This window comes from Aquisphaera insulae, assembly GCF_011064615.1.
GTDB lineage: Bacteria > Planctomycetota > Planctomycetia > Isosphaerales > Isosphaeraceae > Aquisphaera > Aquisphaera insulae.
On the sequence record NZ_JAALJH010000083.1, the window covers coordinates 1 to 19,704 of the forward strand.

Genomic DNA, 19,704 nt, shown 5'->3' on the forward strand with positions numbered 1-19,704 from the left:
CTATAGCGCAACAAAAACCGAGAGTTCCGGCAAGGGAAAAGCCCGTGATCAAGACCAACTTTTCATCGCGCCAGGGCGAGGCTCCTGCCGAGCCAGGCGCACGCTGAGGCATGCCGACAGGCCTCGTTCCCGCGCAACAAATCCTGGACAAGACGCCCGGGTCGTCCAGGCCAACTTTTCATCGCGCCAGGCCGAGGGTCCACCTGGACGGCCCCGACGTGCTCAATCGAAGCGGCCGTCTTGGTCCTGGCGTGGCGACTGCGGAGGGAATCCTGACGCAAACCTGCTAACCTGAATTGCCGCGGCAGGAAGGGGCGCTCACCCTCCCACCCCGTTCCTGGCGCCGCCTCGCGTCAGGGTGCCGCTCGAGAGGGGGCTGCGCGTCGTGACAATCGGCAGAGGAAGCGACCCGAGCGGCCCGATGTGAGCGGAAGGATGGCACGCCATGAGCGCCGGCGGTCCGGAACGGGTTGAGGGGACACTCCCGGGGCCATACGGCGCCGGAGGGAGCGGGCGGCGTTTTCGGGGTACGCTGGAGATCGAGTCGAGCCCGGGGGCGGGGACGAGCGTCCCGATCCGGATCCCGATCCCGTCCTCCGAGGAGGGGCCCCGATGACCAGGCTGCGGGTGCTCCTGGCCGAGGATCACGCCATCGTCCGAGAGGGCCTCCGGGCCCTGCTCGAGGCCCAGCCCGACCTGGAGGTGGTGGGCGAGGCGGCCGACGGCCGCGAGGCGCTGGACGCCGCGAAAGAGCTCGGGCCCGACGTGGTGGTCATGGACATCTCGATGCCCGTGCTGAACGGGGCGCGGGCCACCGAGGCGATCCGGAGGGACTGCCCCGGGACGCGGGTGATCGCGCTGACGATACACGAGGACAAAGGGTACCTCCGCCAGCTCATCCAGGCGGGCGCCTCGGGCTACCTGCTGAAGCGGGCCGCGTCGCACGACCTCATCCACGCGCTGCACGCGGTCGCGGCGGGCGGCACCTATCTCGATCCGACGTTGGCGGGCGACGTCCTCGTGGGCTTCGCCGGCAAGCCTGCGGGGCGGGGTCCGGGCGGGGAGGCCGAGCTGAGCGAGCGCGAGGCGGAGGTGGTCCGACTGATCGCGCGGGGCTTCAGCAACAAGGAGATCGCGGCCCAGCTCGATCTCAGCTCCAAGACGGTGGAGACCTACAAGGCCCGGTCGCTGGAGAAGCTCGGCCTTTCGAGCCGCTCGGACCTGGTCGGCTACGCCGTGCAGCGGGGATGGCTCGACGTCTGAGCCGGCTTTCGGCGGACGTCTTGCGGCGGTTTTTCGCCGATCCCGACGCCGCCCCGCCTCCCGGAACCGGTCGCCTCAGCCTCCCCGATCCCCGGGCGGAGAGGCCGACCCGTGCCGCGCCATCGACGCGGCTCTACCCGCGGAACAGGGCCGGCGGGGCGACGGTGAGGCTCGGCGGGATGGCAGGGCCGAGCATCCGGCCGGGCTCGTGTCATCCGCCGTCCTACGTCATTTCTCGGAAGCTGCTGACGGCCCGGGGGGGGCGGCGGCGCGTGAATCGCGGTATCTCGGCCCCGCATCGGTCACCAGTGTCTCGCGACCGCGGTGGATCGGCCGGGACGCTTGCCGACCCCGGACGATCCGGGGGCCGCAGGCCGCGACCATCCACACTGCCTCATACAAACGGTGCAAGATGAGAAGATTCTCCCTGATAGGGATCCCGCTCGCCCTCGCCCTGGCCGGGATGCCATCGCCCGCCCGCGCGGACGACGGCCTGGCCAGGGACCGACCGGCGGGCGAGGTCGAGACGGTCGCTACCTTCGACGGGCCGATGCCCACCGGCGTGACGGTCTCGCACACCGGCCGCATCTTCATCTGCTACCCGAAGTGGGGCGACAAGGTCGCCTTCACGGTCGCCGAGGTCAAGGGGGGCAAGCCGGTCGCCTACCCCGACCAGGCCACCAACCAGGCCTCCGGGGCTGGCGACGGGCGACACTTGATCTCGGTGCAGAGCGTCGTCGTGGACCCGAGCGACCGCCTCTGGGCCGTCGATACCGGCAGCGTCGAGTTCGGCCCCACCTCGCCCGGCGGCCCCAAGCTGGCCTGCTTCGACCTGGAGTCGAACAGGGTTTCCGGGATCATCCCGTTCCCCCCCGAGGTGGTCCTGCCGACGAGCTACATCAACGACGTCCGCTTCGACCTCCGCCGCGGCGAGGCGGGATACGCCTTCCTGACCGACTCGTCGGACAAGGGCCCCAACGGGATCATCGTCGTCGACCTGGCCTCGGGCCGGAGCTGGCGGCGCCTGCACGACCACCCGACGACCAAGGCCGACCCCGCGATGCTCGCCCTGGTCGAAGGCCGTCCGGTGATGGAGCGTCCGCCGGGCGGGCCGCCGAAGCCGGTGACGATGGGCAGCGACGGGATCGCCATCGCGCACGACGGTTCTCGGCTCTTCTACTGCCCGCTGGTCAGCCGTCGCCTCTACAGCGTCGATGTCAACGCCCTGGTCGACGCCCGTGTGCCCGACTCCCAGGTGGCGGCGACCGTCCTGGACCACGGCGAGAAGGGTCCGTCCGACGGCCTGGAGTCGGACGACCGGGGGCGGACCTACGCGACGAACTACGAGCAGAACGCCGTGCTTCGCCGCTCGCCCGACGGCCGATTCGAGACGCTGGTCCACGACCCGCGCGTGCTCTGGCCGGACACGCTGTCGGTGGCCCGCGACGGGCACCTCTACTTCACCGCCAACCAGCTCCACCGCCAGGCGAGATATCAAGGGGGCAAGGACCTGCGCCAGGAGCCGTACGTCCTATTCCGGGTCAAGATCGATGCCGGGCCGGTGCGGCTGACTCGCTGAAGGACCAAGGAAGCCGGCGGGACTCATGGGCGCATCGACCCCTCGGGATCTCGGGGGGGGCGTCGATGTGACCGACTTGACACCGATGAATCGCGGGGCGGCCCGGGAGCCCCGCCGGGAGGACAAGACATGGCGTCGACGAATGTCATCTTACGAGACCCACCGGGGAGGACGGCCGAAGCGCGGCAGCCCTCCGCGAGGGAGGCGGCCCCGAGGTCGTCGGGGGCCAACGTCGGCCAGGTCGAGCGCGTCGCCTCGGCGGCGGTCGGCGGGACATTGTTCCTGCTCGGGCTCGGCCGACGCTCGCTCGGCGGGGCGGCGGTGGCCGCCCTCGGCGGCGGGCTCTTCTACCGGGCCGTCACCGGGCACTGTCATCTCTATGAGGCGCTCGGGATCGATACCGCAGCCGATCACGGGGCGGCCGGGGCCTCGCAGGACGCACCGGAGGCGACGGCCGCCATCACGATCGGCAAGCCAGCCAAGGAGCTCGACCGCCTCTGGCGCGAACCGCAGACCCTGACGCGGATCACGTCCGGGTTCGTCGAGCTGACGCCCGGCGGCGACGGCCGCATGCACTGGAAGGCCCGGGGCCCGCTCGGGCGGGACTTCGAATGGGACACGCGGGTCGTCGAGGATCGGCCGGGTTCGGGCCAGCGATGGCAGTCGGTCGACGGGGCGTCCCTGCCGAGCGAGGGCGAGGTCCGCTTCCGCCCCGCGCCGGCAGACCGAGGCACGGAGGTCACCCTCCGCATCCGGTTCGACCCGCCGGGCGGGGCCCTCGGCCTGGCGGCCGCGAAGCTCCTGGGCTTCGTGCCCAGGCTTTTCGCCGAGCGGACGCTCCACTACTTCAAGTCGCTGGCCGAGACCGGCGAGATCCCCACCACCGACCGGCAACCGGCCGCACGGTCTGACACCCGCTGAGAGGAGGAAACGACATGCGAGCCCTCTACTGGAATGGGGTCAACGACCTGCGGGTCGGGACCGTCCCCGATCCGACGATCATCAACCCCCACGACGCCATCCTCAAGGTGACCCTCACGACCACCTGCGGCTCGGACCTGCACTTCATCGACGGCTACCTGCCGACAATGAAGCCGGGCGACATCATCGGCCACGAGTTCATGGGCGAGGTCGTCGAGACCGGGCCCGAGGTCAAGAAGGTCAAGAAGGGCGAGCGGGTCGTCGTCCCCTCGTTCATCGTCTGCGGCCAGTGCTGGTACTGCCGGAACCAACTCTTCTCGCTCTGCGACAACACGCACCCGAAGCCCGAGCTCCAGGTCCCATTGTTCGGCTATCCCACGGCCGGCATCTACGGCTACACCCACGCCTTCGGCGGCTACGCCGGGTCGCACGCCGAATACGTCCGCGTCCCGTTCGCCGATAATGACTGCTTCCACGCCCCCGAGGGCGTGCCCGACGACCACGTGCTCTTCCTCTCCGACGCCGCGCCGACAGGCTACATGGGGGCCGACTTCTGCGACATCAAGCCCGGCGACACGATCGCCGTCTGGGGCTGCTGCGGCGTCGGGCTCATGGCGCAGCGGAGTGCCTACCTGCTGGGGGCCGAGCGGGTGATCGCAATCGACCGCTTCCCCGAGCGGCTCCGGCTGGCCCGGGAGAAGTGCGGCTCCGAGGTCATCAATTACATGGAGGTCGACAGCGTCGTCGAGACGCTCAAGGAGATGACCGGCGGCCGCGGGCCCGACGCCTGCATCGACGCCGTGGGCATGGAGGCGCACGGGACCGGCATCCAGCACGCCTACGACAGCGTCAAGCAGGCGCTGCACCTCCAGACCGACCGCGGGACGGCGCTGCGCGAGGCGATCATGGCCGTGCGCAAGGGCGGGGTCCTGTCGATCCTGGGCGTCTACATGCTGATGGATAAGTTCCCCATCGGCGCGATCATGAACAAGGGGCTCACCGTGCGGTCGGCCCAGCAGCACGGTCAGAAGTACATGCCGCGCCTGCTCGAGCACGCGGCGAAGGGGGAGCTGGATCCGTCGTTCCTGGCGACGCACCGGTTCTCGCTCGAGGACGGGCCGCGAGGCTACGCGATGTTCAAGCACAAGGAGGACGGCTGCGTCCGCTCGGTCTTCGTGCCGTGACGGACGCGCCGCGTTCACGGCCATCGGCCGCCGCGCGGCCCGTGGCGTATCTAAAGCACCGGAGGGGGAGACCATGAACGAGATGAAAGTGGCTCGCGGGCTGGGGTGGTTCAGCATCGGCCTGGGCCTGGCCGAGATCGTGGCGGGCCGGGAGATCGGCCGCACGCTCGGCATGGAGGACCGCACCTGGCTGATCCGGGCCTACGGGGTCCGCGAGATCGCTTCGGGCGTCGCCATCTTCTCGCAGGACACGCCCAGGGCCGGCGTGTGGTCGCGGGTCGCCGGAGACGTCCTCGACCTCGCGACGCTGGCCTCGGCCTGCCGGGACGACAACCCGAAGCGCGACAACGTGGCCGCGGCTATCGCGTCGATCGCCGGGATCACGTGGGCCGACTACTGGTGCGCGAAGCGGCTCCACAGCGGCCGGCCGCACGCGTCCTACCGCGTCCATCAGCAGTACGTCGCCGACGGGCCGAGCCGCCGCACCGCCTCGGGGGAATTCCCGGCGGCCCGTCGGTAAGCGCCTCCGGGCCGTCCCCGCCCGGGCCGGGCCGGATCCCGGCCGCGGCGGCCCGCGGCCGACTCTCCAGCGGCGATCACCCCAATCCTGAGGACCTGAACCCGAGAGGAGCAAGCATGAGGGCCATCTGCTGGCACGGCAAGAGCGACGTCCGTGTCGACACCGTCCCCGACCCCAAGGTCCAGGATCCGCGCGACGCGATCGTGCGGATCACTTCCACCTGCATCTGCGGCTCGGACCTGCACCTCTTCGACGGCTACATGCCGACGATGGAGGCCGGCGACGTCCTCGGCCACGAGCCGATGGGCGTCGTCGAGGAAGTGGGGAAGTCGGTGACGAATCTCAAGCCGGGCGACCGCGTGGTCGTCCCGTTCACGATCTCGTGCGGGACCTGCTTGTTCTGCCAGCGGCAGCTCTACTCGCTCTGCGACAACTCGAACCCCAACGCCGAGATCGCCCGCAAGGCGATGGGGCAATCCCCGGCGGGCCTCTTCGGCTACTCGCACATGCTCGGCGCCTACCCCGGCGGTCAGGCGGAATACCTCCGCGTGCCCTACGCCGACGTCGGCCCGGTGAAGATCCCCGAAGGCCTCCCCGACGAGAAGGTCGTCTTCCTCTCCGACATCTTCCCGACCGGCTACATGGCCGCCGAGCAGGCGCAGATCGAGCCGGGCGACGTCGTCGCGATCTGGGGCTGCGGGCCGGTGGCCCAGTTCGCCATCCGCAGCGCCTGGATGCTCGGGGCCGGCCGGGTCGTCGCCATCGACCGGGTGCCGGAGCGGCTGAAGATGGCCCAGGACGGCAAGGCCGAGACGATCAACTTCGAGGAGCAGGACGTCTACGACACCCTCATGGAGATGACCAAGGGCCGCGGGCCGGATCGCTGCATCGACGCCGTGGGGGCCGAGGCGCACGCCGGGGGCAGCCTCGACGCGGTGATCGACAAGGCGAAGGCGTCGGTCGGGCTGACCACCGACCGGGCGCACACGCTCCGCCAGGCGATCATGTGCTGTCGCAAGGGGGGGACCGTCTCGATCCCGGGCGTCTACATCGGCTTCCCCGACAAGATCCCGATGGGCGCCGCGATGAACAAGGCGCTGACCTTCCAGATGGGACAGACCCATGTCCAGAAGTACAAGGAAAAGCTCCTGAAGACGATCATCGACGGCCAGATCGACCCCTCGTTCGTGATCACCCACGAGGTCCCGCTGGAGGAGGGCCCCGAGATGTACAAGACGTTCCGGGACAAGAAGGACAACTGCATCAAGGTGGTCCTCAAGCCCTGAGGGCCCTGAGCCGTGGCAAAGCGGGGCGGCGCAGTGCCGCCCCAGCGACCGGAGGTTTCATCAACTGGGACGGATCCCCTCCGTCGCTCGTACGGGCGATCTCGACCGCTGGCGCGGGGGGCTCAGGCTCTCCGGCCGTGGCCCGAGCGAACGCGCACCGACCGTCGTCCTGACCGGGACACGCCACCGCCTCGGCATGCACGTTGTCCCCCCATCGGACGCGCGCAATTCCGACGCGCGGCACGTTCAAACGACAGAGGAGCAGGCCCATGTTGCTGGAGCGAGTACGACAATTGCACCGGGACAAACCGCTCGCCGGTCGGCGGATCGCGGTGCTGGCGACCGACGGGTTCGAGATGGTCGAACTCGACGTCCCCGCCGCCGCCATGCGGTTGGCCGGCGCGACGGTCGAGGTGATTTCCATCCATCCGGGCCGGATCCGCGGGATGAACCTCCACGAGCCGGCCGGCACGGTGGGCGTCGACCAGACGCTCGACCGGGCCGACCCGGCCGATTACGACGGGCTCCTGATCCCCGGGGGCTTCGTCAATCCCGACCCGGCCGCACTGGTCCTGAAAGCGCGTGCGACGGTCCACGCAAGGGACGGATCCGACCCGGAGAAGAGACATGAATCGCCACCGTTTCGGCCCCAACGATCGTGATGTCTCGGTGATCGGCCAGGGGACCTGGTACATCGACACCGCGGACCGCCCCTCGGCCGTCGCCGCCTTGCGTCGGGGGCTGGACCTCGGGATGAATCACGTCGACACCGCAGAGATGTACGGCGACGCGGAAACCGTGGTCGCCGAGGCGATCGCCGGGCGGCGCGACGAGGTCTTCCTCGTCTCCAAGGTCGTCCCGCAGAACGCCTCGAGGAGCGGGACGGTCGCGGCCTGCGAGCGGTCGCTCGCCCGCCTGGGGACCGACCGCCTCGACTGCTACCTCCTGCACTGGCGCGGCGAGCACCCGCTGGAGGAAACCTTCGCCGCCTTCGAGCAACTCCGGGGCGAGGGGAAGATCCTTTCCTGGGGCGTGAGCAACTTCGACGAGCCCGACCTCGACGAGGCCCTGGCGGTCGCGGGCGAGGGGCGGATCGCCTCCAATCAGGTCCTCTACCACCTGGAGCAGCGCGCCATCGAGCACGCCGTCCTCCCCTGGTGCGAGGCGCACCGCGTCGCCGTGGTGGCCTACAGCCCGCTGGGGCACGGACACTTCCCCGGCCCGCACTCGAAGGGAGGGCGCGTCCTGCGGGAGATTGCCGCCGCGCACGACGCGACCCCTCGCCAGGTTGCACTCAGCTTCCTGACCCGGGACCCCCGCCTGTTCGCGATCCCCAAGGCCTCCAGCCCGGACCACGCCGCCGAGAACGCGGGGGCCGGCGACCTCCGATTGACCGGCGCCGAACTTGCACGGATCGACGAGGCGTTCCCGCGCGGCCCTCGACCTGACCAGTTGCCGATGCTATAGGCCCGAGCACTTCGGAAATCCGCCAAGGGGCCACGCCCCCTCGCTCGGATCGCGCGTAGGAACGGAATGCCCCCTGGCTCAAACCTGTCTCCTTCAGGAGGTGCGAGATGTTCTGTGAGCACGAGGCCGGACTGGAGCCGGCCCCCCCGCGTACCCTGGGATGTGAGGAATGCCTGAGGCTGGGGACCCCCTGGGTCCATCTCCGCCTTTGCCTGACCTGCGGCCACGTCGGCTGCTGCGACAGCTCGCCGGGCCGGCACGCCACCCGGCATTTCCACCACACGGACCACCCGGTCGTCGCCTCGTTCGAGCCCGGCGAGCGGTGGGCGTGGTGCTACATCGACGAGGCGGAGGTCGACGTCCCGCCCGAGGCCACCCCGTACTTACGTTAGCCCCAGGAGGATCGCCCGCGAGGCGATCGAGTCATGTCAGAGCACGATCTCGACGCCATCGCCCTCCCGACCCTCGACGAGGCCCAGATGGCCGCGCTGGTCCGCTGTCCGTTGACGACATCCAGGCGATATCGCGACGGTGAAACGCTGTTCGAGGCCGGCGATCGCGAATGCAAGTTCGACGTGGTCAAGTCCGGTGAGGTCGAGATCCGGGACGACTCCGCCGAGCCCTCGACAACCATCGTGGTCCTGCGACCCGGCCAGTTCACCGGCGACGTGGCGCACCTGGCCGCCAGCCCGGCGCTCGTCACGTGCGTCGCCCGGGGCGATTGCGAGGTCTTCGAGGTCTCCCCCGACGCCCTGCGGGAGCTGATGGATCGCCACCTGGACATCGCCGACGTCATCCTGCGGGCATTCATCGCCCGCTGGCGCTTCCTGCGAGAGTCGGGGCGATTCACCGGCCTTCGCGTGATCGGTTCGCGCGACTCGCCCGAGACCTTCCGGGTCCGCACCTTCCTGGCCAAGAACGGCGTGCCGCTCACCTGGCTGGACCTGGAGTCCGACCCGCGGGCGCGGCCGCTGCTCCGGCAGTTCCAGGCCTCCGAGGCCGACACGCCCCTGGTCGCCTGGGGCAAAAGGCTCGTGCTGCGGCAGCCCTCGGACCGCGAACTCGCGGAGGCCCTCGGCCTCCGCCGGCCGCTGGAGCCTGGGGTTTACGACCTGGTGGTGGCCGGGGCCGGGCCGGCGGGACTGGCCGCGGCGGTCTACGGAGCGTCCGAAGGGTTGAGGACGGTGGTGCTGGAGACCACGGCCCCCGGGGGACAGGCCGGCCGCAGCATGCGGATCGAGAACTACCTGGGCTTCCCCATCGGGGTCACGGGAAGCGAGCTGGCGGAACGCGCCTTCGTGCAGGCGAACAAGTTCGGGGCGCACATCCCCGTCTCCACCCGGGCCACGCGCTTGACGTTCGACGACGGGCACGCGGTGATCCAGCTCGACGGCGGCGAGACCGTCGCAACCAAGTGTGTGCTGATCGCCACCGGGGCCGACTACCGCCGATTGGGGGTGGAGGGGTGCGAGGAGCTCGAGGGCCGCGGCGTCTACTACGCCGCCACACCCATCGAGGCCCAGATGTGCCAGGGGTCGGAGGTCGTGGTCGTGGGCGGCGGCAACTCCGCCGGCCAGGCCGCCGTCTTCCTCGCCACCCAGGTGCGGAAGGTCTACCTCGTGATCCGCGGCGACGACCTCAACAAGGACATGTCCGCCTACCTGGCCCGGCGGGTCGAGGAGCACCCCCGCATCGAGGTCCTCCGCAACACGGAGGTCCGGGGGATGTCCGGGGCGGGGCACCTCGGCGAGGTCGAACTCGTCAACAACAAGTCGGGCGCGGTCCGGAAGCTGAAGACGCCGGCGCTGTTCAGCTTCATCGGGGCCGCGCCGCGGACCGACTGGCTGCCTCCGGAGGTCGAGCGTGACGCCAAGGGGTTCGTAAGGACCGGGCCGGCTCTCGCCAAATCGTCCCACTGGACGACGCCGCGGCAGCCGTTCCTGCTCGAGACCAGCCGGCCCGGCATCTTCGCCGCGGGGGACGTCCGCTCGGGATCGATCAAGCGGGTCGCCTCGGCCGTCGGCGAGGGGGCGATGGCCGTGCAGTTCGTCCACGAATATCTGAGGGAGGTGAACCAGGCCGAGCACCACGAGGCCGGCGCCCCGGTGCAGCAACAGGGCGGCTGACGGCTGCGGCTGTCTTGAACAGGCGGCCTTGAGCAAGCAACCCAGGCCGCGAACGGCTGCCGCCGGCTGAACGAGTCCGGGGCGCCGGGTGACGCCGGCCGGGCGCAAGGGAGCAGGTCCGCCGGATCGCTCGCGGCGGACCTGCGAGGAGAGAGGGCCCCGAGGGGCGGCTCTCTCCACCTTTGGTGCTGCGACGTCAGGACGCGCCGACCTCGGTCTCCTCGAGCGAGTTCTCGGGCCCGGGAAGGACCGAGGCGAGCGGGGCCTGGCCTGATGGGTCGAGATCCAGCGTATGGCCGTTGCCGTTGCCGGAGGCCATGGCCGCCTGGATGTTGTCCATGGCCTGCTTCGAGATCCTGTCGGAGAACTCCTGGAGGACGTTGCCTTCGGGAAGGCCGGCGATGTCGAAGCCGGACTTCTCGGCGACGAGGAGGCTCAGGAGCATCCCCATCAGGCCGTTGCCCGCGTTCGCCCCGGCGCCGATGGCCAGGGCCTCGCCGGCGTGACCGTTGCCGTTGCCATTTCCGCCTCCGCCGCCGGCGATGAAGACCCGCTCGGGGACGAGAGGCTGGCTGCTCTTGGCCAGGTTCTGGGCCACGACCGACAGGGCATACAGCCTGGGGTCGCTGAACGACTGGATCTTGCGGACCAGGACCGACGCCTCCGACAGGCCTTCCTGGAGGATCTTGGCGCCCTCGCCGCGGCCGGCGAGGATCCGCTGCTGGCTCTCGGCCTGGGCCGTGACGACCTTCTGCTCGGCCTCCTTCCGGGCCCTGGCGAGCTGGGCCTCGGCCTCGTTCTCCACGATCTTGACCTGGATCAGCGACTGGCTCAGCTTCGTCTGCATCTGGGCGTTGGCCTGGGCCTCGTTGAGCACCCGCAGCTTCTCGGCCGCGGTCACCTGCTTGGCGTAGGTCTCGACCTGCTCGAGCGAGAGCTGCCGGAGCCGCAACTGTTCCAGGAGCGTCTCGATCTTGCCGCCGGCCTCCGCCGTGTCCGGCTTGCCGATCAGGACGTCCACGCATTCGATGTCGAAGTTGTGGAACTTCCGCCCCAGCTCCTGGCTGGCCTCGTGCTGGATCGCGTCGCGCTCCTGGAGCAGCTCCAGCATCGTCCGCTTGTGGGCGACGTCGCGGAAGTAGGCGGAGAGCATCGGATCCAGGGTCTGGGTGATCAGCTTCTTGACGTCGCCGAAGCGCTGGATGACGTTGGGCGCCTTCTGGTAGTCGATGTGCACGACCACCGAGAGCGGCAGGGTCGGCTCGTAGGCGTCCCGCGTCACCAGGTCGATCGACCGCAGGCTTTCGTCATAGCGGTGCGTCTCGCTCCGGCCCGTGACCCAGTGGAGGACGAAGTTGGTGGTGGGCACCAGGACGATGTTGCCCGCGTACCGGTTGAACGCGTACTTGCCGGGGCCGAGCGGCTTCTCCTGCACGCCGCGCTCGCCGTCGGCCACCCGCTCGCCGTGGCGGAATCCCGTGCCGGAGATGTCGTTGCCGCTCCGCCCGTAGTAGCTGACGACCACGCCCACGTAGCCGATCGGGACGATCGTCTTGGGGGTCGATTCCAGGGTCGCGAACCAGCGGTTGATGAAGTAGGTGCCGTCCGTCAGGGGGACGTACTGGAGCCCTCGCCGGCCGCCGGCCAGGAGGAAGGCCTCCGTGTCCTGGTAGTTGTTGTGGAAGTACTTCTCGTTGCGGTCGGTGCCGACGGCCGGGGCGATGATCTCGCCGGGGGGGAGCGACGGGCCGTCGTGCACCGTGACGATCCCCATGCTGTCCACCAGCACCTTGCGGTCGGGATTGAGCGGATCCGCCGCCTCGACCGGGCTGCCGATCACGACGGGGTCGAACCCCTCGAGCTCGGCGAGCTCGTTCTGCCAGTTGGTCAGCGTCTTGGCCTCCATGGCCCCGCCGGTGCCCAGGCGGTAGACCATGTCCTCGGTGAGCACGTAGAAGAGCGACAGGTTGATCGCGTAGACGCCCTCGCGGAGGATGGCCCGCTGGCGGCCGCGCTGGCCGGCGATCGGCGGCTGATCCGGGGTGACCTGCTGGCCCGAGAGGAACCCGCGGGCGTCCTGGAAGTTGTTGCACGCGACGACGCAGCCGAGCGTCTGGCTGGGCGCGAGGGGCTCGCCGTCCCGGGCGTACACGTAGCCGATCTTGCCCTGCGGCACCGTCACCAGGGGGACGCGATGGATCCGATACTGCCACCGCCAGAGCCCGAAGTGCATGCCGCCGCGGAGGACCTCCGCCTGGAAGCCCGCCTCGCCGTGGAGCGCGATGATCCCGCCCTCCGGCACCGAGCCCTTCAGCGACCAGAGCTTCTCCACGATGCCGACCCGGTTGTTGGCGATGTACCGCAGGCCGGCCAGCTCGCAGAGGACGACCACCCCCACGACCACGCCTAGCAGCCAGAAGATCCCGGACGGGAGGTCGCCGATGGCTGCGTACACCGGCGATGCGACCGACGCGACGAACGCCGGCGCGAGTGTTGCCACATTCTCGAAGAGTGGCGATCCCACAGCAGACTCCTTGGTGAACGAACGCGCAGAGGTCGACTCAATCCGGAACACCCGTGGAGCGCACCAGCCTCGCGCAGTTTACCTGATCATCAGGCTCGTGGGGGTCGTTCAGCCCCCCGTATTTGACGTGTATTCGCCCGGCCGGCGGAATATTCGGCCGAATCGCCGGAGCGTTCTCGCGTTCCCGCGTGTCCCATTTCGTTTGGGGTGCGTGATCGCGACCGCATCGACGGGGGCTTGTGTCGAGGACTCGGTGGGGTCGTGACCTGGACTCTTGACCAACGATAGGGAGCGCCGCATCCTTGAAGATGACCTGATCCAGGCGCGACATAAGCCCCCTGTTAGGTCGGCGTCGAGATGGAGCGAAACGGGACGATGTGGGACGAGGCCAGGCGAAGGTTCCCAATCGGTAGCCGAGTTCGTGGGACAGTGATCGATCATCGCCCGTTCGGCATCTTCGTGGACCGCGGCGTCTCGGAAATCCTGGGTTTGGTCCAGGTCACCGACTTCCGCGACGAGGGCCGCATGACACCCGATCAGTACCCACCGATCGGTGCGACGATCGAGGAGATTGTCCTCGGCCATACGAGCGAGCAGCGAAAGCAGGTTTGGCTCGAAGTCAAGCCCGGCCTGCTGACGAGGCCCCTGAGCTCGCGTCATGGCGGACTCGGCCCGCCGCGGCGGCATCCGATCGAATCGCAGGTCGCTCGGGCTGGCCAATCCGCGCTGCCCCGCGATGGAGAGATGACGCGCCAAGAAAGGTCCGTGAGTTGGTGAAGGACTTGATGGACGCCGGTTTTTCGATCGTCTCTGGCGGTGGCAAAGGATCGCATCGCAAGTTCACGCATCCGAATTACCCGGGCGCCGTGACCCTCAGCGGCAAGGATGGTGATGACGCCAAGATCTATCAGGAAAGACAGGTCGAACGAGCCATTGAGGAGGTGGACCGATGAAGCCGATCGACGCGTATCATCGCTGGGTGGAGTGGAGCGACGAGGATCAGGTTTACATTGGAAAATGTCCCGATCTCATGACTGGGATCCACGGTGACGATCCGGTCCAGGTTTACAAGGAACTCAGCGAAGTCGTTCAGGAGATCATCGATCATTTTCAACGATCAGGGCGGGAACTTCCCTCTCCGCGAACGCGGCCGATGATGGAGGTTCGCTAGCCACCTGGAGCCACGACCATTCACTGGCCTCACCACGCCCCGCCGCTACGAACACCTGGCCGTTTCGGACGGGTGCGATAGGATGTTTGCATGAGCTATGAAGTCGAGGTCAAGTATCGCGGCGTCGATCACGAGGCGCTCCGTCAACGGATCACGTCGCTCGGGGCGACGCCCGAGGGGACTGAGACTCAGGAGGACACGTATTTCAATCATCCCGACCGGGACTTTGCCGGAACGGGCGAGGCATTCCGCGTCCGCCGGCTCGTGGAGAAGGACGAGAACCGGGTGACCTACAAGGGGGCCCGTCACGACGGGCCGACCAAGACGCGCGAGGAGATCGAGATCGTCCTGGGGCCGGGTTCCGACGAGATGGACAAGACCCTGCGGATGCTCGATCGCCTGGGTTTCCGCCGCGTCGCCACGATCCGCAAGAGTCGCCGGAGCTTCCATCTGGAGCACCAGGGGAGGCCCATCGAGATCGTCCTGGACCGGGCCGAGGGGCTCGGCGATTTCGCGGAGGTCGAAGCGATCGCGGCCTCGCCGGCGGACCTGCCGGCCGCGCAGCAGGCGGTCCTGTCGCTCGCGGGCGAACTCGGGCTGACGGACGTCGAGCCGCGGTCCTACCTGCGGATGGCGCTGGGGAGCAGCCTTTGAATGGCGGGGTCGAGAGTTATGTTCAGATCGTATACATGCTTGACGAAGAACCCGGGAACGTCTTCGTCATCATCGTTCATGAACTGACCGGCAAGGCCGAGCAAGCGTATCCTCGGCGCCGTCGGAGGAAACCGTGATGAGTGATCATTCGACGGAGGCGAGGGTCACGCCAGCGGGAGGTTGAGGCTCTACCTCATGGAATGGGTCGAAGTTTACCCGGCAGTCTGGGATAAGGTGCTCGCCACGTTCGGGTGGAGTAGGGAGCGGATGCGCTCGGATGAAGGTCTCGCGCGCTTCAGAGAGTATGCGAAGGACGAGAATGACCTGATCTACCACGAGTTGCCGCTCCACTGGATCGTCAATCGACTCATCCCTCCGGACATTGAGGGCGCGGTTCCGCAAGCGGACCACCATCGCCTGGAGAGGGAACTCGAGCGAGCGCTGGAAGGACCGGGCCGGCCGGCTAACTACGTCAACGACCCCAACTTCGATTGGAACGCCGCCAAAAGCCGTGCCGAAGCCCTCTTCGTAACGTGGCGCGAGCGGTACGGAATCCTGCCGTAGCCGATGCACCAGCGGTCCGGCCACCGTCCAGTCTCGCGTTGCAGCGATCCCGGCCACGCGGCCACGCGGACGCGGTATGATGATGTTGACGGTCCCGGGGGGCCGGGCCGGTGAGCTTTCTCGTTAGGCGGGGCCATCCATGTGCAGGTACGGATTGCATAACTACCGCGACCACTTCGCCTGCTTCCGCTGCCGGAAGGCGTTCAAGTATTGGCAGTGGGAGGACAGCGACGAGAGCGAATGGAAGATGCGGGCTCGGCTGGAGCATGTCCCGCGCGAGATCGTTTGCCCCGACTGCTCTCGTCCAATGATCGACATGGGCCTGGATTTCAAAGCCCCCTCGAAAGACGACCGGGAAGCGTGGCAGATTTTGGAGATGCTCCAGCACTACGGCTTTGCCTTCCACGGATGTGGTTGCGATGCCGGCGGCTTCGTTCCGCCGCAACGTCTACGCGAGGTTCCCGCCTGGCTGGAGGCGCATCGACATCTCAGCGAAGGCGAATCCCTGGCGAAGAGATTTGCAGCGAAGGCGAACAACGCCTAACCTCCGGTGGCGTTCGTTGACAATATGCCGCGGATCTCGGCGAACAGGCTTTCGCGAAGGTGCGGGCTTGTTCCCGCTCGCTGGGGAGTTCCTACGTGGCCACGACACACTTCCGAAAGAGGGACACTGACCCGGCCGCATCCGGCCCCACCGGCTCGTCTCGTGAGGTGCCCTGGCAGATCTGGGTCACCGTGGCCCTCCTGGGCCTCGAGGGAGTCGGAGACCTCCTGTCGGTCCCGAGTGAGCCGGCCGCGGCAGTCTGGCTCGCCGCCAAGTGCCTCTTCGTCGTCGGCCTGATCCGTGGCTGGCGGTGGGTGTTCGTCCTGTTCCTGGTCGTTGCGGGCCTCCACGTCCTGGCCTTCAGCACGCTTGCCCCTTTCATCGCTTTCCTGAATCTGGTCCTTGTCCTTCTTGTGGGTTCAGCGCTGCGTTCTTACTTCCCAGGGGATGTCGGTCATCGGCCCGGGTCCGAGACGATATCCCAGACCTCAATGTACGACCGGAGCCTCGACGTCTGACCCCGCTGAGCCCGGCCCCGAAGTGGAGGCTCCTCCTCGCTGGAGGATGACATACCGAGCGATGGACGACCGCACCGCCGCCGCCCTCGAGGGCATCATCACGACGGCCTTCATCGGGACTTGGATCGTGCTCGCGATCGTCGGCTTCATTGCCTCTCGGCGTATGAGCGCCGCGGCGAAGCGGCGGTGGGCGCCGCGTGAGGCGATCCTGGTCGGTGTCCTGTTCGTCTTCTTCTCGACGACCATGACCGTCCTGCAATCCCGCTCCTGGTCCTCGATGAGCTTCCTGGTGTTGGTCGTGCCGGCCGTGGTCCTGATCTCCTACCTGAACATTAAGTTCACCAAGTTCTGTGACAAATGCAACGCCACGCTGTACAACCACAACTGGTTCCAACCCATGAGATTCTGCTCGAAATGCGGCGCGGAGCATGATCCGGTCAAGCCGTCGCAAGGCGACAGCCTGCTGGAGTAAGGCTTGCCGAACGTGCCACAGCAGCGGACTCGGCCGATCTCGACGCTCGATGGCGTGGGTTCGCCATGATCCGCTCCGCTCCTCAGGCGGAGGCGTACCGGCGGGAGCCCGGACCGGCCGGCCCTCGTAGGAGGCGGGGGAACCACTGGCAGGGTGTGGGCGTCGGATGCGAGGATGTCACCGGGGGCCGGCTCCGCTGGGGTGTCGGGCTGGCGTGGTAACCGCCATCGTCCCGCTCGGGCCGGCCTCGTCCATCTCGCAGCCGACCATCACCCGGGGGCGGGGGCCGATGCAGCGGATCATCATCAGTGGACGAGCCGCGGTCTCCCGCGACGACGAGCAGATCGACGACCCGGCGGTGCTCCGCACGCTCGATGGCCTGGCCTACGACGACGAGCGGTTCACGGACTACCTCGGAGGGCCCGGCGAAGATGAGTTGGCGGCCGCGCTGGAGAGCGGCGGCGTCCTGCGGTTCTCCTACCGGGAGGGTGAGCCCCTGCTCGAGGTGAGGACCGAGTATCGATCTCGTCGGCCCCTCTCGCCGGCCGAGCTGGCGCTACTGGTCGAGTACACGATGGGGCAATGGTCCGACGGCATCGGCGAGAACTTGACGTGCGAGAGCCGGAGCCGTTGGGGATTCTCAATCATGTGCCTGATACCGGGCGATGGAGTCGGGAGCCGCTACCCGGATGTTCGGGTTGCCGAAGGACCGCTCGACGACTGACCGCGCGCAGTAGAAGTTGAGACCGATCGTCTCGCGCGACCCACGCCGGAATGAATGAACTCACGAAAGGTGCATTGAACAATCGAGCCGTGGCGTATTGGGAAATTGGGCGTGACGAGGAAGCGATGGCGGACTTCCTGGCGGCCGCTGCGGCGGCGCCTGTGGACGATCCAATTCCGAGGGATAATTTGGAACGGTTCCAGAACCGCCGCCGCGAATCGCCGCCTGAGCTTGAGCTGCAGCGGCCCACGGCCTGCCACGACGACCCTGACTGCGCGGCGGCTGTCCCTGGCGGATCGATCCGTAGCATCGGGCGTCGCAAGGCGCTGCGTCCGGGGCGCGTGATGTAAGGTAGGGGGTGCCAGGCCTCGAACGGAGGTGCGCAGTGTTTCTGACCATTGACGTTGATCTTCCAGCGGACCTGGCCCGATTCCGGCTCCCGTCGGCCGTCGCCTCTCGATTACAAAGCCTGCTGGATCGCAAGGATGCCGGCTCGACATTGACCGCCGACGAGCGTGCCGAGGCCGAGGGGTTGGCCGACCTGGCCGACTTGCTAACCCTGCTGCGACTTCGGGCCGAGCGGGCGAAGTCATGAGGGACATCCCGGCCGCCTTGAGCGTCGCCCGAGAACGGCTGAAGCGAGGAGCGACGCCTCACCTCGAGCCTCAGCGGTTCCCACTTGCCGCGGCACCTTTGGTGACCAATTAAGGTCGCTTGGACGACTGGGGCCGCTGAGCATCGGCGGTAGCATGAATCTTCAGCTCCTCAGGCGGTGGTATCTCGGCGGGAGCTTGGCCCGGCGGGCCGGCCCTCGTGGGACGCGGCGGGGTGCGGGCCGTGGTAGGCGGGGCTCTGCGAGGGGGGCTCAGACCGGCGAGACTCGAGCCAGTCGGCGATCCGGCCGGCGGCGCGCTGCGAGGCGCCCGGGCGGGCGACGCGGAGGCGAAGGGCGGCGAGGTTCGCGGTGGCCCTCGCCCGCGCGATCGGGTCGTCGAGCCAGGTCCGGGCGTGGGCCGCCAGCTCGACCGAGACGTCGCGGGTGGTGAGGTATTCGGGCATGATCTCGGCGTCGGCCAGCAGGTTCACCAGGGTGATGAACTTCGCCTTGATGAACGGCCGGGCGATGAACAGGTCGATCGCGTTGAGCTTGTAGAGGATGACCGTCGGCAGGGCCTCCATCATCAGCTCCAGGCTGACCGACCCGGAGACCGACCAGGCGACGTCGGCCATGCGGATCAGCTCGGGCGTGCGGCCGGCGTGGACCTCGATGGCGGGCAGCTTCGGGGCGTCGTCCTCGCGGCCGGTCGCCTCGATGATCTGCTCGGCCAGCCCCTTGTGCCGCTCGTGGAGGGACGCGACGGCGAACCGGGCGGTCGGATGATCGACGGCGAGCCTGGCGGCGGCGCGGAGCATGATCGGCAGGTTCCGCTTCACCTCCTGCGTCCGCGATCCGGCGAGGATCGCCACGAGCGGCCCGCCGCGGGCCTCCACGCTCCAGTCCCGCAGGAAGCCCTCGTCGAGCTCGCGCTCGTCCAGCTCGTCGAAGTAGGGGTGGCCCACGAACTCGGCGTTCGGGACGCCCCGCTCGCGATACCAGTCGGGCTCGAACGGCAGGCTGCAAAGCACCATGTCCACGAACTTGCGGACCTTCTTCACCCGCCAGCCGGCCCAGGCCCAGAGCTGAGGAGGGACATAGTAGAAGACCGGGATCCCCCGCGCCTTCGCCCGCCGGGCGATCCACCAGTGGAGCCCGGGATAGTCGATCAAGATCACCGCGTCGGGGCGATCCTCGCGGAAGCACCGATCGGCGCGGAAGATCAGCCAGACGAACGTGGCGATGTTGGCGAAGACCTGGAGGAACCACATCACGGCCAGGTTCACGAGCGGGTAGATCAAGGTCGCCCCCGCGCCGGCCATCCTCGGCCCGCCATAGCCGAGGAACGTCGCCCCCGGGAGGCGCACGCGCAAGGCCTCGATGAGATTGGCGCCGTGGAGGTCGCCGCTGGGCTCGCCCGCTGAGACGAAGATCTTCATGCGCCGCTCTCGCTTCCCTGCGTGATCGGACGGTCGTCGATGATGCTCGCCGCTTGATAGCAGATGCCGGCCGATCGAGGAAGCCGAATCGATCCCCCCGCCTCACCGCCTCACCCGTGGATTCCGGTCCGGCTTGACGCGATTGCCCCATGA

23 protein-coding genes are annotated in these 19,704 nt (G+C 68.3%); 21 read left to right on the forward strand and 2 right to left on the reverse strand.

Annotated elements, in window-relative coordinates:
* Positions 1–612 precede the first annotated feature (612 nt).
* From G6O54_RS29475 to G6O54_RS38595, 10 genes are all read left to right on the forward strand, one after another.
* Entirely contained in the window at positions 613–1,263 is a 651-nt protein-coding gene (locus tag G6O54_RS29475) for a response regulator transcription factor (protein ID WP_165231738.1), read from the forward strand.
* 412 nt (positions 1,264–1,675) lie between these two features.
* Positions 1,676–2,842: an L-dopachrome tautomerase-related protein gene (locus G6O54_RS29480; protein ID WP_165231740.1), complete on the forward strand. Its 1,167-nt coding sequence runs from the start codon at positions 1,676–1,678 to the stop codon at positions 2,840–2,842.
* A gap of 129 nt (positions 2,843–2,971) precedes the next feature.
* On the forward strand, positions 2,972–3,763 hold the full coding sequence (locus tag G6O54_RS29485) for an SRPBCC family protein (RefSeq protein WP_165231742.1): 792 nt from the start codon (positions 2,972–2,974) through the stop codon (positions 3,761–3,763).
* Between the two features lie 14 nt (positions 3,764–3,777).
* The gene (locus G6O54_RS29490) at positions 3,778–4,947 is read left to right on the forward strand and encodes a zinc-dependent alcohol dehydrogenase (RefSeq protein ID WP_165231744.1); all 1,170 of its coding nucleotides are present in this window, start codon (positions 3,778–3,780) and stop codon (positions 4,945–4,947) included.
* Positions 4,948–5,020: 73 nt separating this feature from the next.
* The gene (locus tag G6O54_RS29495; RefSeq protein WP_165231746.1) at positions 5,021–5,467 is read left to right on the forward strand and encodes a cyclase dehydrase; all 447 of its coding nucleotides are present in this window, start codon (positions 5,021–5,023) and stop codon (positions 5,465–5,467) included.
* Positions 5,468–5,583: 116 nt separating this feature from the next.
* Complete coding sequence (locus G6O54_RS29500) at positions 5,584–6,753, forward strand: zinc-dependent alcohol dehydrogenase (RefSeq protein WP_165231749.1); 1,170 nt, start codon at positions 5,584–5,586, stop codon at positions 6,751–6,753.
* Positions 6,754–7,022: 269 nt separating this feature from the next.
* On the forward strand, positions 7,023–7,415 hold the full coding sequence (locus tag G6O54_RS29505) for a DJ-1/PfpI family protein (RefSeq protein WP_165231752.1): 393 nt from the start codon (positions 7,023–7,025) through the stop codon (positions 7,413–7,415).
* Entirely contained in the window at positions 7,381–8,220 is an 840-nt protein-coding gene (locus G6O54_RS29510; RefSeq protein WP_165231755.1) for an aldo/keto reductase, read from the forward strand. Before G6O54_RS29505 ends, G6O54_RS29510 begins: the two co-directional genes overlap by 35 nt.
* 107 nt (positions 8,221–8,327) lie before the next feature.
* The gene (locus G6O54_RS29515; protein ID WP_165231758.1) at positions 8,328–8,612 is read left to right on the forward strand and encodes a ubiquitin carboxyl-terminal hydrolase 14; all 285 of its coding nucleotides are present in this window, start codon (positions 8,328–8,330) and stop codon (positions 8,610–8,612) included.
* A gap of 33 nt (positions 8,613–8,645) precedes the next feature.
* On the forward strand, positions 8,646–10,346 hold the full coding sequence (locus tag G6O54_RS38595; RefSeq protein WP_165231761.1) for an FAD-dependent oxidoreductase: 1,701 nt from the start codon (positions 8,646–8,648) through the stop codon (positions 10,344–10,346).
* A gap of 196 nt (positions 10,347–10,542) precedes the next feature.
* On the opposite strand, the gene G6O54_RS29525 is transcribed toward G6O54_RS38595, so the two are convergent.
* The gene (locus G6O54_RS29525) at positions 10,543–12,870 is read right to left on the reverse strand and encodes an SPFH domain-containing protein (protein ID WP_250847155.1); all 2,328 of its coding nucleotides are present in this window, start codon (positions 12,868–12,870) and stop codon (positions 10,543–10,545) included.
* 375 nt (positions 12,871–13,245) lie between these two features.
* Here G6O54_RS29525 and G6O54_RS29530 point away from each other — a divergent pair, with 375 nt between their 5' ends.
* The 11 genes from G6O54_RS29530 to G6O54_RS29580 all read left to right on the forward strand — a co-directional run bounded on the left by G6O54_RS29530 (position 13,246) and on the right by G6O54_RS29580 (position 18,112).
* Entirely contained in the window at positions 13,246–13,647 is a 402-nt protein-coding gene (locus G6O54_RS29530; protein ID WP_165231764.1) for a S1 RNA-binding domain-containing protein, read from the forward strand.
* Between the two features lie 8 nt (positions 13,648–13,655).
* On the forward strand, positions 13,656–13,823 hold the full coding sequence (locus G6O54_RS29535; RefSeq protein WP_165231767.1) for a type II toxin-antitoxin system HicA family toxin: 168 nt from the start codon (positions 13,656–13,658) through the stop codon (positions 13,821–13,823).
* Positions 13,820–14,041: a pilus assembly protein HicB gene (locus G6O54_RS29540; protein ID WP_165231770.1), complete on the forward strand. Its 222-nt coding sequence runs from the start codon at positions 13,820–13,822 to the stop codon at positions 14,039–14,041. The genes G6O54_RS29535 and G6O54_RS29540 overlap by 4 nt, the downstream gene beginning before the upstream one ends.
* 90 nt (positions 14,042–14,131) lie before the next feature.
* The gene (gene cyaB, locus G6O54_RS29545; protein ID WP_165231773.1) at positions 14,132–14,695 is read left to right on the forward strand and encodes a class IV adenylate cyclase; all 564 of its coding nucleotides are present in this window, start codon (positions 14,132–14,134) and stop codon (positions 14,693–14,695) included.
* Between the two features lie 195 nt (positions 14,696–14,890).
* Positions 14,891–15,259 (forward strand): hypothetical protein, encoded by a 369-nt coding sequence (locus G6O54_RS29550; protein ID WP_165231776.1) that lies wholly within the window; start codon positions 14,891–14,893, stop codon positions 15,257–15,259.
* 154 nt (positions 15,260–15,413) lie between these two features.
* A complete protein-coding gene (locus tag G6O54_RS29555) occupies positions 15,414–15,803 on the forward strand; it encodes a hypothetical protein (RefSeq protein ID WP_165231779.1) in 390 nt (129 codons plus the stop codon).
* Between the two features lie 95 nt (positions 15,804–15,898).
* Positions 15,899–16,321 (forward strand): hypothetical protein, encoded by a 423-nt coding sequence (locus tag G6O54_RS29560; RefSeq protein ID WP_205679081.1) that lies wholly within the window; start codon positions 15,899–15,901, stop codon positions 16,319–16,321.
* Between the two features lie 61 nt (positions 16,322–16,382).
* The gene (locus G6O54_RS29565) at positions 16,383–16,793 is read left to right on the forward strand and encodes a hypothetical protein (RefSeq protein ID WP_165231781.1); all 411 of its coding nucleotides are present in this window, start codon (positions 16,383–16,385) and stop codon (positions 16,791–16,793) included.
* 214 nt (positions 16,794–17,007) lie between these two features.
* Complete coding sequence (locus G6O54_RS29570) at positions 17,008–17,517, forward strand: hypothetical protein (RefSeq protein WP_165231784.1); 510 nt, start codon at positions 17,008–17,010, stop codon at positions 17,515–17,517.
* 50 nt (positions 17,518–17,567) lie between these two features.
* Positions 17,568–17,867 (forward strand): hypothetical protein, encoded by a 300-nt coding sequence (locus G6O54_RS29575; RefSeq protein ID WP_165231787.1) that lies wholly within the window; start codon positions 17,568–17,570, stop codon positions 17,865–17,867.
* A 35-nt stretch (positions 17,868–17,902) separates the two neighbouring features.
* A complete protein-coding gene (locus tag G6O54_RS29580; protein WP_205679082.1) occupies positions 17,903–18,112 on the forward strand; it encodes a hypothetical protein in 210 nt (69 codons plus the stop codon).
* Positions 18,113–18,282: 170 nt separating this feature from the next.
* On the opposite strand, the gene lpxB is transcribed toward G6O54_RS29580, so the two are convergent.
* Positions 18,283–19,551, reverse strand: coding sequence for a lipid-A-disaccharide synthase (lpxB, locus tag G6O54_RS29585; RefSeq protein ID WP_165231791.1), 1,269 nt, complete (start codon positions 19,549–19,551; stop codon positions 18,283–18,285).
* Between the last annotated feature and the right edge of the window lie 153 nt (positions 19,552–19,704).